Origin of the sequence: Paraburkholderia terricola, assembly GCF_003330825.1 — a bacterium.
Taxonomy (GTDB): Bacteria; Pseudomonadota; Gammaproteobacteria; order Burkholderiales; family Burkholderiaceae; genus Paraburkholderia; species Paraburkholderia terricola.
In genome coordinates, this window is sequence record NZ_CP024942.1 from 2,304,813 (window position 1) to 2,316,874 (window position 12,062).

12 protein-coding genes are annotated in these 12,062 nt (G+C 63.0%); all 12 read left to right on the forward strand.

The window, feature by feature from the left end; all coding sequences use genetic code 11:
• The first annotated feature begins 115 nt into the window (after window positions 1–115).
• The 12 genes from CUJ90_RS28935 (at window position 116) to CUJ90_RS28995 (ending at window position 12,042) form a co-directional block, all read left to right on the forward strand.
• Window positions 116–802, forward strand: coding sequence for an OmpA family protein (locus tag CUJ90_RS28935; protein ID WP_114164416.1), 687 nt, complete (start codon window positions 116–118; stop codon window positions 800–802).
• A 132-nt stretch (window positions 803–934) separates the two neighbouring features.
• Window positions 935–2,077, forward strand: a complete 1,143-nt coding sequence (locus CUJ90_RS28940) for a DUF2827 domain-containing protein (protein ID WP_114164417.1) — start codon at window positions 935–937, stop codon at window positions 2,075–2,077.
• Window positions 2,071–3,195 carry a DUF2827 domain-containing protein gene (locus CUJ90_RS28945; RefSeq protein WP_114164418.1) on the forward strand — a complete coding sequence of 375 codons (1,125 nt, stop codon included), beginning with the start codon at window positions 2,071–2,073 and terminating at the stop codon, window positions 3,193–3,195. The genes CUJ90_RS28940 and CUJ90_RS28945 overlap by 7 nt, the downstream gene beginning before the upstream one ends.
• Window positions 3,192–3,833, forward strand: a complete 642-nt coding sequence (locus CUJ90_RS28950; protein ID WP_114164419.1) for a hypothetical protein — start codon at window positions 3,192–3,194, stop codon at window positions 3,831–3,833. Before CUJ90_RS28945 ends, CUJ90_RS28950 begins: the two co-directional genes overlap by 4 nt.
• Window positions 3,834–3,947: 114 nt before the next feature.
• Entirely contained in the window at window positions 3,948–5,087 is a 1,140-nt protein-coding gene (locus CUJ90_RS28955) for a DUF2827 domain-containing protein (protein ID WP_114164420.1), read from the forward strand.
• Window positions 5,088–5,147: 60 nt separating this feature from the next.
• On the forward strand, window positions 5,148–6,038 hold the full coding sequence (locus tag CUJ90_RS28960; RefSeq protein ID WP_161553732.1) for a foldase protein PrsA: 891 nt from the start codon (window positions 5,148–5,150) through the stop codon (window positions 6,036–6,038).
• 25 nt (window positions 6,039–6,063) lie between these two features.
• Window positions 6,064–6,384, forward strand: a complete 321-nt coding sequence (locus CUJ90_RS28965) for a hypothetical protein (protein WP_083080885.1) — start codon at window positions 6,064–6,066, stop codon at window positions 6,382–6,384.
• 34 nt (window positions 6,385–6,418) lie between these two features.
• On the forward strand, window positions 6,419–8,257 hold the full coding sequence (locus CUJ90_RS28970; protein ID WP_114164729.1) for a tetratricopeptide repeat protein: 1,839 nt from the start codon (window positions 6,419–6,421) through the stop codon (window positions 8,255–8,257).
• Between the two features lie 157 nt (window positions 8,258–8,414).
• Window positions 8,415–8,765: an H-NS histone family protein gene (locus CUJ90_RS28975; protein ID WP_073429168.1), complete on the forward strand. Its 351-nt coding sequence runs from the start codon at window positions 8,415–8,417 to the stop codon at window positions 8,763–8,765.
• Between the two features lie 54 nt (window positions 8,766–8,819).
• Window positions 8,820–9,110 (forward strand): hypothetical protein, encoded by a 291-nt coding sequence (locus tag CUJ90_RS28980; protein WP_073429167.1) that lies wholly within the window; start codon window positions 8,820–8,822, stop codon window positions 9,108–9,110.
• Window positions 9,111–9,113: 3 nt separating this feature from the next.
• Window positions 9,114–10,913, forward strand: coding sequence for an OmpA family protein (locus CUJ90_RS28985; protein ID WP_114164422.1), 1,800 nt, complete (start codon window positions 9,114–9,116; stop codon window positions 10,911–10,913).
• Between the two features lie 463 nt (window positions 10,914–11,376).
• Window positions 11,377–12,042, forward strand: coding sequence for a DUF2968 domain-containing protein (locus CUJ90_RS28995; RefSeq protein ID WP_159442565.1), 666 nt, complete (start codon window positions 11,377–11,379; stop codon window positions 12,040–12,042).
• Window positions 12,043–12,062: the final 20 nt, after the last annotated feature.

Sequence of the window (12,062 nt, forward strand, 5' to 3'; positions counted from 1 at the left end):
CTGACAGTCCTGGCAGTCGTGCTCACGTACCATCGACGCGTGTCTGGTGGTAACGCATGGCGAACACGGCAAACTTTTCGCACGGCCATCGGCCGGTATGACATCGAGGTTCCAAATGCTTAGAAAGATTCTAGCGGTGCTATCTATTGCCGCCGTACTGGCTGGATGTTCCGCGGCAACCGGTCCCACTTTCAGCGCCTATTCGGTGAGCTTGCCGAATAATGAAAAAGCTTTTCGCGTTGAGTGCTACGGCCTCTTCGAGGGCCAGGGAACCTGCTACTCCAAAGCACGCGAAATTTGCGGCAATACGCCTGTCCGTCCAGTCCAGGAGATTGCGCCGCTGGCGGGCAGCGGCGGACAACGCGACGTGCGTGTCCTGACGTTCCAGTGCGTCGCAGCGTCTGCGCCGCAGCCTGCGCCGGTGGCCGTCGCGCCGGCGCCTCAGGCTCCGCCGCCGGCGCCGCGCAAGCTTTCGTTGAGCGGCGATGCGAATTTCGAAGTCGACAAGGCGACATTGACCGCCGCGGCGCGTACTCGTCTCGATGCGCTTATCGCAGCCGCTCAAGGCATGACGTTCAGTACGGTCGCAGTCAGCGGCTTTACGGACTCGACCGCTTCGGCCGCGCACAACCAGGCGCTGTCGGAGCGTCGTGCGCAGACCGTTGCGCAATATCTGCAGGAACACGGACTGAAGGCGCGGCAGTTCGTCGCGAAAGGTTATGGAAAAGCGGACCCGGTGGCGTCGAACGCGACGGCCAGCGGACGCGCACAGAACCGCCGCGTGGAAATCGCGCTCGACTAATAAAAAAGCAATCCCCCAGGGAAGTCCGCTTCGGATGATCGACCGGACCTTAGGCAGGACCGCTACTCCCCGCATGCGGTCCTGATTTTTTCGACCAATCAGCGGAAGTGCCCGAGCGGCAATCAAGGCGACATGCGGATCGGAATTTCAGTACTCACCCACACCGGACAGAGCGTCTGGGAAAACGGGCTGGGACAGAACATTTTTTTCTTTGCGCAACTGCTGCGCGCACTGCCGTTCGTGACGGACGTCGTGTTGCTCGACTGCGGCGATCAAAGGGAACTGCCGCCCGAGGCCGTGAACCTCGCACAGGAATTCCGGCTCGTGCCTCCACGGGAGGCGACCGATCTCGTCGACGTCGTGTTCGAGATGGGAGGTGGCCTCGACGTCGAGTGGCTCGACCATGTACGTGCGCTCGGCAAAAAGGTCGTTTTTTTCTGCTGCGGCCAGCCCTATGCGGGGCTTGTCGAGCCAAGCGTATTCAAGAAGAGCGGCTATTTTTCGCGCGCACAGCGCTGCGACGAAATCTGGATTCTCGCGAAGGACCTCGCCTTCAAGCCGATGCTTCAGACGCTGCACCGTTGCCCGGTATTCGAGGTGCCGTTCCTGTGGAATCCGGTATTCATCGAGCGGCGCGTCGCATTGGTCGCGCAGGCGGGATTTCATTTCGGCTATGAACCGGCGCCGAGGCGGGACACCCCGCGCGCGCTGCGCGTCGCGATTTTCGAACCCAACATTTCCGTCGTGAAGTGCTGCGTGATTCCGATGCTGGTGTGCGACGAGGCATTTCGAAAAGATCCCGCGACGATTGCGCGCATGCATGTACTCAACAGTATCCAGATGAAAGACCATCCGAGCTTCGCGTTCCTCACGCGCTCACTGGATCTCCACAAACACGAAAAGATTCACCTGGACCAGCGGCATGATTTTGTCGGGTACATGAGCCAGCATGCGAACGCGGTAGTGGCCCACCAGTGGCATAACGCCCAGAACATTGCGTACCTGGATGCACTGTATGGCGGCTACCCGCTTGTTCATAACTCGCCGTGGCTCGCGGAACTGGGCTACTACTACGCCGACTCCGACATCGCCGCCGGCGGGGCGCAACTGGTAAGAGCCGCCCGCGATCACGATGCGGACCACGACGCCTATATGCGCCGCGCGCGGGCGTTTCTCGCACGCTTGAATCCACTCGACGCGGACAACCGCGCACAGTATGCGCGGCGACTGCTGGACCTGGGCACCCGTCAGACGGCAAAGGGGGCGTCATGCTGAACGGCAAACGCCTGAAAGTCGGCGTCACCATCTATCTGCGTGCCGGACAGCAGTCGATCTGGGAAAACGGCATCTTCCAGAACTGCTATTTCCTCACCATGCTGCTCAAGCGCTCACCGTTGATCGAGGACGTGTACCTCGTCAATGGAGGAGACGGTTCGCCGAATGAGGCATCGCAGTTCCTCGCGCTTGCGCCGGTGCCGCTCATCGACCTTGACGCGGCACGCGAGCGTCTGGACGTGATCATCGAACTCAGCGCGCAGCTCAATCCCGACTGGGCAAGAGATTTTCGTGCCCGTGGCGGACACGTGATCGGCATGCGGGTGGCCAACGACTACGTGATCGACATCGAGCGGATGATGTTCGATCTGCCGCACGGCATGCTGGTTTCCGGCACACCGTACAGCGCGATCTGGACGCTGCCGGCGTTCGAGCGCACCTGCGCGAGCTACTACGCGTCGGCCCTGCGCGCACCCGTGCGGGCGATGCAGCACCTCTGGAGCCCGGCATTGCTGGAACGTTCGATGGCGGGCGCGCAGGCGGCTCCCGCCTTCGGCTATGTACCCGGCGGCAAACGCTGGCGCCTCGCGATCCTCGAGCCGAACATCTGCATGGTGAAGACATCGCAGTTGCCGATGCTGATTGCGGACCAGGCGTACCGGCAGGAGCCGGCCATGATCGACTACCTGCGCGTCTATAACACGCTGCATCTGAAGGGCGATACACAGTTCGTCGGTTTCGCGCGCAGCCTCGATCTGGTTCGCCACGGGCGCGCGACCTTCGAGCCGCGCCTGCCCGTCTACGAAATCATGACGCAGCAGGCCGACGCGCTGATCTCGCACCACTGGGAGAACGCCCAGAACTACGTCTATTACGAGGCGCTTTACGGCGGTTATCCGCTCATCCACAACTCCACGTTGCTCGGCGGCTGCGGTTATCGCTACACCGATTTCGACTGCGAGGACGGCGCCCTTGCACTGCGCCAGGCGTTCGCGGCACACGACGCCAGCCTTGCGGACTATCGCGGCGCGGCACACGCGTTCCTGGCGACGCTCGATCCCGAGTCGGAGCGCAACGTCGAACTGTACACGGCGGCGATCGGGGACCTTTACCCATGATGGTGAGACAGAACATGCCCGCGAAGCAGCCCGCTTTCGACGTCTCCGGTTCGCGTGCCGCACGATGGCGCGCGCGGGCGATGTGGACTTGCACGATGCTCGCTTGCCTGTCGGGACCGTCGCTTGCCCAGCCGCTTCCCGTCTCGCCTGGCTCGGCAACGGCGGTCAATCCGGGCACGCCGCCGCCCACCATGGAGGCTCCCGCAACCGTGCTTGCACAGGCCGCGCAAAAGGTGGGCGTGCGTCGTTGCTATCAGGCGATCAATGTCGTATCGAGCCGAACGTTCTTGAATACCGAACGCACCGACGTCGTGTTGGACTGGGACCGCCAGGACCCGGACAGTGCGCCGTTCTTCTCGCTCGCCGGCCTCGAATACGGACAGAACTCGGCGGTGCTTTCGCTCACGACGACGCCAGTGCCGAACGGCGGGTGCGCGATCCTCGCCGAACGTATTTCAAGCGCCCCGATGCCCTGCAAGGACGTGGCGCGCTCGGAACTCGGCGGCTATCACGCGAACACGCTCGTGAAACTGGTGACGGTCTACACCACGCCTGGCCGGTCGCGTGAGACGGTCACGCTGATCGATGCGCCTCCGTCATGCGTGATCGTGCGGCGCCAGGTGCAGTTCGGCCGGTGAGCGGGACAGTGAGAGCGGCTGGCATGACTGAAGGTGCCGGTTGTTCGTCTTTTACAGGGCTCGCTGAAGCACAGCGAGGGTTGTTCAGTCTGGTATGCAGTTCGGGGGAAAGGCATGACAAAGATACGTTCGCTTCGGATCGGTATCACGATCGGTTTGCGCGATGCGGCGGAAAGCATGTGGGTCAACGGTATCAAGCAGAACGCGCTGTACCTGGCCAAGCTTTTCCAGCACTCGCCGCATCGGCACGAGGTCGTGCTCGTCAATACGACGGCGGTTGAGATCACGTCGCGGTTGCCGTGGGATCTTCAGCGTTTTCCGGTGCGCAGCTTCGCGGATGCCAAGGACTCGCTCGACGTGCTGATCGAACTGGGCGGCCAGATCGATCGCGAACAGACCTCGTATCTCAGGTCGCGCGGCACGAAGATCGTCAGTTACTGCTGCGGGCCGGAATACGTGCAGATGATGGAGGCGATGATCTTTTCACGGCGCATGTGCGATTCCGTATTCATCAATCAGCAATACGACCAGGTCTGGGTCATTCCGCAGGTCATGGAGACGAGCGCGCATTTTTTCGGCGTGTTGCGCAGACAGCCGGTGCGGGAAGTGCCCTTCGTGTGGGACCCGATGTGTCTGGACATGAGAACCCGCGAATTGCCGTTTTCGGGCGAGTACCGTCCGCGAAACACGCCGAAGCGCCTGTCGATCATGGAGGCGAACATCAACGTGCTGAAGTTCTGCCTGTATCCGCTGCTGATTGCGGAGAGCGCGTATCGCAAGGTGGGCGGAGGCATCAGCTTCGTCCACGTGACGAACGCGGAACACCTCGCACGCAACAGTCCCGAGTTCATTGGAATTGCGCAGCACCTGGATCTCGTGCGCGACGGCAAGGTCAGTTTTGTCGGCCGCCACGATACGCCGCAGTTCCTGTCGGAACACACCGATATCGTGGTCTCGCACCAGTGGGGGCTCGCGTTGAACTACTTCTATTTCGACGCCTGCTGGAACGGCTATGCGCTCATGCACAACGCGCATTTATGCCGGGATGTCGGCTACTTCTACCCCGGCAACGATGTGGAGGAGGGCTCGAACCAGCTTGTCCATGCAATCGAACATCACAACGATGACTGGCAGGCGTATCGCGCCCGGCAGAGAAAGGCCATCCGGCCGTTTCTGTCGACGCACGAACCGCTCATCGCCCGCTATGACGAATTGCTTTTTGCGCTGGCGGGCGATCCGGTCGCCGGGAGTTGATGTCCCGGCAAATGCAACCCTGGCGATGGATAAATCAACGGTAGCACCACGGAGATGAAATTGAAGAGCAAACACATGATGCTGGCTGGCGTGCGCCGGGTAGCGATGCTTTCGGGTATGGCGGCAATGATGATCGCCGGCCCGATCGCGGCGGCGAAAACGCCGTTGCAACAGGGCGCGGACGCGGACGTGATCGCGACCGTCAACCGCGTGCCGATTCAGCGGGCGCAACTCGACGAAGCGGTGCGTTCGAGCGGCCAGCCGGACACGCCGGCACAGCGTCAGACGCTGACCGAGGGACTGATTGCACGCGAACTGATTCGCCAGGCGGCCGAGAAAGAAAAGCTGGGCAACACGGAACAGGTCGCGCAGGCGGTGCGCAAGGCGCGCGTCGACACTGAAAACAGGCTGTATATCGCGCAGCACATGCGTCCCGAGGCGATCAGCGAGGCGCAGGTACGCGCTCGTTATGACGCGATCGTCGCCGAGCTCGGTACAGAGGAATACAAGGCTCGCGTGATTACCGTGCGAGACGATCTCACGGCGAAAGCGGTGCTGGCGAAGCTCGACCGCGGTGTGCCGTTCGAGACGCTGGCGGCTGAGAACAGTGTTGCGCCCAGCCGCACCGATGGTGGCGCGCTGCCCTGGTTCAGCTTCAGGACGCCAGTGAGCGAAGGGCATACGCAGGGCCTGGCACTGCCGCTTGCGCTGGCCGTTTCGATGCTCGATGTCGGACAGATAAGCCGCTCGCCAGTTGCCGTCGGCAATCAGCGCGTGATCGTGAAGCTCGACGCGAAACGGCCGGTGGTGACGCCATCGTATGAACAGGCGAGAGCGTCGCTGCGTCAAACGATGGAATCGCAGGCGAGTGAGCGGGCCTTCACGCAACTGGTCGGCACGCTTGCCGCAAAGGCGGTGATCGTGCCGCCACGCAACAGTCGCCAGGATTGAAAACAACCGGAACGGCGGAGCGGATATGAGTGTATCGAGCTATACGGATCGATTCATCCGGAATCTGATCGTGAGTGGGCTGGTTGCATGCTGGACGGTGCTGGCGGTCTTCTTCTTCGCACCGGATCTGCCGGCGCTAGACAATGCCGCGCCCGCGATCGTGGTCGCGGTGGCGGCCGGAGTGGCCGCATTCATATTGCTGTCCGGGCCCGTGCTGCTTGGCCAGGTGCCGAGCGCGCGCCGCAGCATTTTCCGCGATCCCGAAACCGATCAGGCCGCGTGGCGTGGTCGTCTGATCGGTTTCGTTCTGGGCTTGTTGCTCGGTATCGCGGTGCAGGGAATTTGACGCGGGCGTGAATACATCAATGGGGAATGCAACGATGTCGAATCTGAAAAATGTCGAGGCGCTGATTGCGCGCGGGGATCTGATTGCGGCATCCCACCTCCTGGATGCGCGCGGAGCGACACAATCGGACAACCCGCGCGAGCTGGTGGTGGCAAGCCGTCTGTGGTGCCTGCGGGGGCGCTTTGCCGATGCGCGCGAGTTGCTGGACCGCGCGCTGCATGCGGATCCGACCAACGTGGAAGCGCTGATTGAACGAGCGCGTCTAGCGATCAGGCTCGGCGACGATGCGGGCGCCGACGCGTGGTTCGAATGCGCATGGGGCGAGGGCGCACCCGGCGACGACTGGATGGTCGACTGGATCGATGTATTGCTGCGTCTGGGCAAATTCGACGCGGCGCGCAATATCGCTACCGTGCGGTGCGAGCGCGCACCGGAGCAGGCCGGTACGTGGTTCAGGCTGGGACTCGCGCACCAGCAGGCACGTCATCAACTTCAGGCACTCGACGCTTACCGGCACGCCGCGCGGATCGACCCGGCCCTGCCGATGCTGCGCAATAACATGGGCGCGGCCCATCTCGAACTGAGCGAATACGACCGCGCCCAGCCGTTGTTCGAACAGACGTTGCGGGACGACCCTGACAACGCGCTTGCGTGGACCAATCTCGGCACCGTGCTACTCAAGCGCGGACAGATCGACGACAGTCTCGTCGCGGCGGAGCGCGCGTGCGCACTCGCGCCCAACTATGCGACCGCGTTGCAGACGTACTCTTACGTACTGCGCGAACATCGGCAGTGGGACGGGGCACTGGCTGTTGCACAGAGGGCGCTCGCACTCGAGCCCGCCAACCTGTCGCTCGTCTGGACGCTCGCCATGCTCCAACTGCTGCGCGGCGACTATGCGAACGGCTGGCGTAATCACGAGGCGCGCTGGAGCGGTTCGCCCGAACTGCGCGATGTATCGCCGAACGTGCCGGCGCCGCGCTGGAACGGCGAACCGCTCGAAGGCAAAACACTGTTCGTGTGGGGCGAGCAGGGACACGGCGATGTCATGCAGTTCGTGCGGTTCGTGCCGCTCATCGCCGAGCGGGTGAAGCGCGAAGGCGGAAAGCTGATCTACTGCTGCTTCGGCAATCTGCTGCCGCTTCTGAAGCGCAGCCTCGGCGGCGTGGCGGACACCATCATTGCCCATGATCATCGGCCGCTGCCGGTATTCGACTATCACCTGCCGCTGTGCAGTCTGCCGCTGACGCTCGGCGTCACGCTGCAGGATTTGCCGCTGCGCTCGGGGTATCTGAAAGCCGACCCCGGCAAGGTTCGCGCGTGGCGCGAGCGTCTGCCCGACGACGGCAAGCTCAAGGTCGGCCTGGTGTGGAGCGGCAGCCGCACGCACCAGCGCAATTCGCGGCGCTCCGTTAAACCGGCCGAGATCGCTAAAGCCTTTGGCGGGATCAGGGGGGTGGAGTTTTTCAGCCTGCAAGTCGGCGCGGACGGCGAGGTGGAGCAGGCCGGGCAGGCAGGGCTGCGTCTGACCGATCACACAGAAGAGTTCGCCACCTACGACGACACCGCGGCGTTTATCGAGAACCTCGACCTGGTGATTACCGTCTGCACATCCGTCGCGCACCTGGCCGCGGGCCTGGGTGTGCCGACGTGGGTGCTGCTCGACGTCAATCCGCATTGGGTCTGGATGACGGAGCGCCGCGACAGTCCCTGGTATCCCACGGTCACGCTGTACCGGCAACCGGCGTTCGGACAGTGGCAACCCGTGCTCGACGAGGTTGCGGCGCAACTCGCCGCATTTGCCGGAGCGCCCGATCCAGGCGCCGCCTCTCGCGACGACGAATCTGCATCGATGGAGATGTCGGTGCATTAACGCGCGACATCCGCTCGCCGCGACGGGCGGCCGGGCGAAAAGACCTCATGGGCAGTTGGCGCGATGGCCTGCGCTCGTCGCCGCTCCGAGGGGATCGAACGCAGGAACGAATGGCGCCGGGATTGGAAGAGCAGGCATGTTGAAGAGGTGGTCAGTCATGGAAACATATCGCCGTTACATCGAGAAAAAGCTCAGTCTGGAAGAGCAGATTGCAATTGAGCGACGCGCTGCCGCGCATGCGGTGCTGATCGAGGTGCGCGCCTGTGTCCAGGAGTTCGGATTCACGTCCGCGCAGATTTTTGCCTTCGACGCGAATAGCACCGTCCGCGGAAAACGCCCCGCGCGATATTTCGATCCGCAGACAGGCGCAACGTGGTCCGGCGTTGGCCGGGAGCCGCTATGGATTCGGGGCAAGGACCGTGAGCGGTTCAGGCTCGCGCCCGCCCATGCGCATGCGGGCAATACCGTTGACGACGATGAACTCGCGACGGACCAGCAGACTGCGTGACGAACCGGCGGTTCAGCAGCAAGCGCAATTCGTGGCGTTGCATTGACGACCGATATGGACCTCTCCAATGAGTTTCGCTTTCCGGTGCCGGCCTCATCCACGCCGCGCCGGGACGATTGGCCTTTCTACCTCGACCGCCGCAAGCGCGCGTGGCTGCGCTGCATGCGCGATGCCTGGGGAGAGGAAGCGGTCATCCAGATTTACGCGGGATGCGTGCGTATCCAGTCGGAAAACTGCGACTGGCGGTTTTCGAGCGAGGCGGAGCTGCGTGCGGCCACCCTGCAGCGAAGGTGCGAGCGGCCTCGCGGCAGACCACCCGTCAAAAACAAAATAACCTGGGAGTAGTCGTTGAAATCAATCAATCTCGCGCAGTCGATCAGCCTGGCCTTCGCGGAAGCAGTGAGACAACAGCTCTCACGGCAGATCGGCCTTTCGCCCGAGCTCATCGAACGCGTGGTCGCGCATGCCGCGCCCGTGCTGATTGCCGCGTTGATGGCCGGGGCGACCACGCCCGAGGGCGCCGCGACGGAGTTCTCGACGCTCAGGTCGGCCGAATCGAACGCGCGCATCGCCGAGGAACTCGCGCACATCGTGACGACCGTGGCCGGCATCAAGGACCTGGAGGCGTCCGGGGACAGCCTGATCGCGCGGGCCACCGGTCGCCGCATCGCCGTTCTCAGCGACCAGATAGCCGGCCAGGCGGGCGTGCCGCCGCAAGCGTCACACGTGCTTTCGGGCATGGTCGGCGCCGTGCTGTTCGGCATGCTCAAACATCACGTACTGATCGAACAGGGCGAGGTTGAGCAGCTTCCGGCGTTGCTCGACGCTCAGCTACCCGCCATCGCCGGATATGTCACCGATGGCGTGGCCCGCTCGCTTGGATTCGATCACGCGGCGAACTTCAACGATTCGATATCGGCTCGCCTCGATGCGCTGACAAGCCGTGCCGCGCCGCAAGCGCCGACGCTTACCAACGGTGCCGCCGTCGACGCGACGATCGCCACGCCGCCGGCGGTAGCCGCTTCGACTCCGCGCAGGCAGTCGTCTCCGAAATGGGTGTGGCCGCTCTTTGCGACGCTCGCGCTGGTTCTGGCCGCGGTTTTTGCGTATGTCCAGCTTCACCCCACGCAGGCGGACGCGGCGGCGGCGGCCTCAAGCGAGCGTCCTGTTGCCGAGCGGACCCGCGCGGCATCCGGCGTTGCACCGGAACCTGCCGCCTCGCCATCTGCCGCTCTTTCGGCGGTAGCGGCGGCTGTGTCGTCTGTGTCAGCCGCTGCTGCTTCGGCGACGCCGTCCGTAGTTGTTTCAGCCGATGCGGTTGCGGCCGCTTCGTCGCCAGTCGTTTCCGCGGCGACGGCGAATTCACAGCTTGCTTTCCGCGTGGACCGGACAGGTGTCCCTCAATTGATGGCGGTGGTAGGCAGCGATGCGGAGAAACAACAACTCGTCGATGCCTTGACCCGCAAATTCGGCGCGGGACGTTTTACGAGCGACGTCACCGTCGAAGCTCGCACGGCGCCTGCGGAGTGGCTCGGTCACATGGACGACCTGCTGCTCCTGATGACGCTACCGCGAGCAGAGGCGAGGATCGACGGAAGACGCATGGAACTGGGTGGCGCGGCGACGAGCGAGGCCCTTGGCTGGCGTGAGCGCCTGCAGCGCGAATTCGGTTCGTCGTGGGACATTGCCGCGTTCAACGCCGATCGAACCGTCCTGGCCGCGACCGATGCCTTTCTGCGAGCGATGACTCGTCTTACCGACGCCGGCAGCCCGTGTACGGCAAGCGAGGTGGCCAAGGTGCTGAATCTCCAGGTGGTGAACTTCGCGAAATCGAGCGGACACGTTCCTTCATCGGCGAGAGAGAACCTGAGCGTGACGGCCCAGCTAATGAAAGCTTGCGCGAACCGCGCTCAGCCAATGCGTTTCGACATCGCGGTGTTTTCCGACAACGTTGGCGAGCCGCGGGCGAATCTGCAACTTTCGCAAAAGCGGGCCGATGCCGTGCGCACGTTTCTCGTAGACGCAGGGGCGCCGGCGAATCTGCTTGACGCAAAGGGTTATGGCGCGGCACGGCCGGTGACGACCAATCTGGTCGCCAGCGGCCGCTTCGCGAATCGGCGTGTCGAATTTGTTCCGGCGGCATCGTGAAGCGGGTTAGCGCGCAGGCGGCGGTGCAGCCGGCTCGATGCAGGCGCGGGGCCAATCGCATGATGAGGTTTATCTGTCCATGAGGACGACTCCAACAGAACGCGTAGGCTTGCGCGACATGAAGGCATGCAGCGTGGGCAATTCACGGCGAGAAGAAGCCGGTTTATTGCCCACGCGGTATGCGGGAGCGAAGATCGTCGCGGCAATCATGGCCGTTCCGTTGTCGCTCTTCTTTGCCTGGGCGTTGCTTCACACGCTTCTCGCGCTGATTTTTCCGTCCACGCTCGTTGCTCGCTAAGACATGGCGTTGCAATGCAGGGCTCGACGGTTTCGTTAGACGACGTTTTTCTAATCGTGAAGCGCAGTACTTATGGGATTTGTCTTGAGGAATCTATTGAACCGGCGAAGCTTGTCAACTTCAGCCGCTCCATCGCGGGTTGAGACGTCTGGAATCGAAAACGATGTGCCGCCGCTCGAACACGCAGCGATATCGCCCGACGATGCCGATGACGCCGCCGCGCAAGCCTCGGAGACGATCGCGTCGCTTCGGGCCGTGTCGATCGTCACGTCGCAGCCGGGCGTGCGCGCGCTTCAGATGGCCGACGTTGCGGAAGTCGAGCGGCTGGCGGAAAGCGGCGCGCTCACGCAATTGCGAGCATTCCACAGTTTCGATTATTCGGTCGTTCTGCACTTTCACGGCGAGGGTCTTTGCTATTACGTCGCGCTCTACCACGACGGTTCGCTGTGGCGGGTGCTGACGGCAATCGGGCTGGACGCAGCAGAGACCGCTTTTCGTCACCTTCAGGAGCAGGCGACACGGCTGTCCGAGGGCGAAACCCGGCGCGCCCAACTCCTCGCGCAAAACGACAACGTGGCCCGCATGATCCGCGAATCGGAAGCGCAGGCCGAACGGCTTCGCAACGATCTCGAGCGCGACGCGGTGGAGACGCAGCGCGTTACCAGAAAACAGCATCAGGTGCGCAAGGAACTCGCGCAGCTCGAAGCGCAGCGCGTGGCCGGGCAAGCACGATTGAACGTGAGCCTTCGGCAGGTTCAACACCTGAGCGCGACGAACAATGACGGCATCCGGCATGTTCAGAGCCGCCGGGACGAGAACATCAAGAAATGAACGGACACGCTTCATCAATA

What these genes read in the sequence shown, in the direction of transcription:
- CUJ90_RS28935 (WP_114164416.1), top strand. Translation starts at nt 116, where the DNA reads ATGCTTAGAAAGATTCTAGCGGTGCTATCTATTGCCGCCGTACTGGCT.
- CUJ90_RS28940 (WP_114164417.1), top strand. Translation starts at nt 935, where the DNA reads ATGCGGATCGGAATTTCAGTACTCACCCACACCGGACAGAGCGTCTGG.
- CUJ90_RS28945 (WP_114164418.1), top strand. Translation starts at nt 2,071, where the DNA reads ATGCTGAACGGCAAACGCCTGAAAGTCGGCGTCACCATCTATCTGCGT.
- CUJ90_RS28950 (WP_114164419.1), top strand. Translation starts at nt 3,192, where the DNA reads ATGATGGTGAGACAGAACATGCCCGCGAAGCAGCCCGCTTTCGACGTC.
- CUJ90_RS28955 (WP_114164420.1), top strand. Translation starts at nt 3,948, where the DNA reads ATGACAAAGATACGTTCGCTTCGGATCGGTATCACGATCGGTTTGCGC.
- CUJ90_RS28965 (WP_083080885.1), top strand. Translation starts at nt 6,064, where the DNA reads ATGAGTGTATCGAGCTATACGGATCGATTCATCCGGAATCTGATCGTG.
- CUJ90_RS28970 (WP_114164729.1), top strand. Translation starts at nt 6,419, where the DNA reads ATGTCGAATCTGAAAAATGTCGAGGCGCTGATTGCGCGCGGGGATCTG.
- CUJ90_RS28975 (WP_073429168.1), top strand. Translation starts at nt 8,415, where the DNA reads ATGGAAACATATCGCCGTTACATCGAGAAAAAGCTCAGTCTGGAAGAG.
- CUJ90_RS28980 (WP_073429167.1), top strand. Translation starts at nt 8,820, where the DNA reads ATGGACCTCTCCAATGAGTTTCGCTTTCCGGTGCCGGCCTCATCCACG.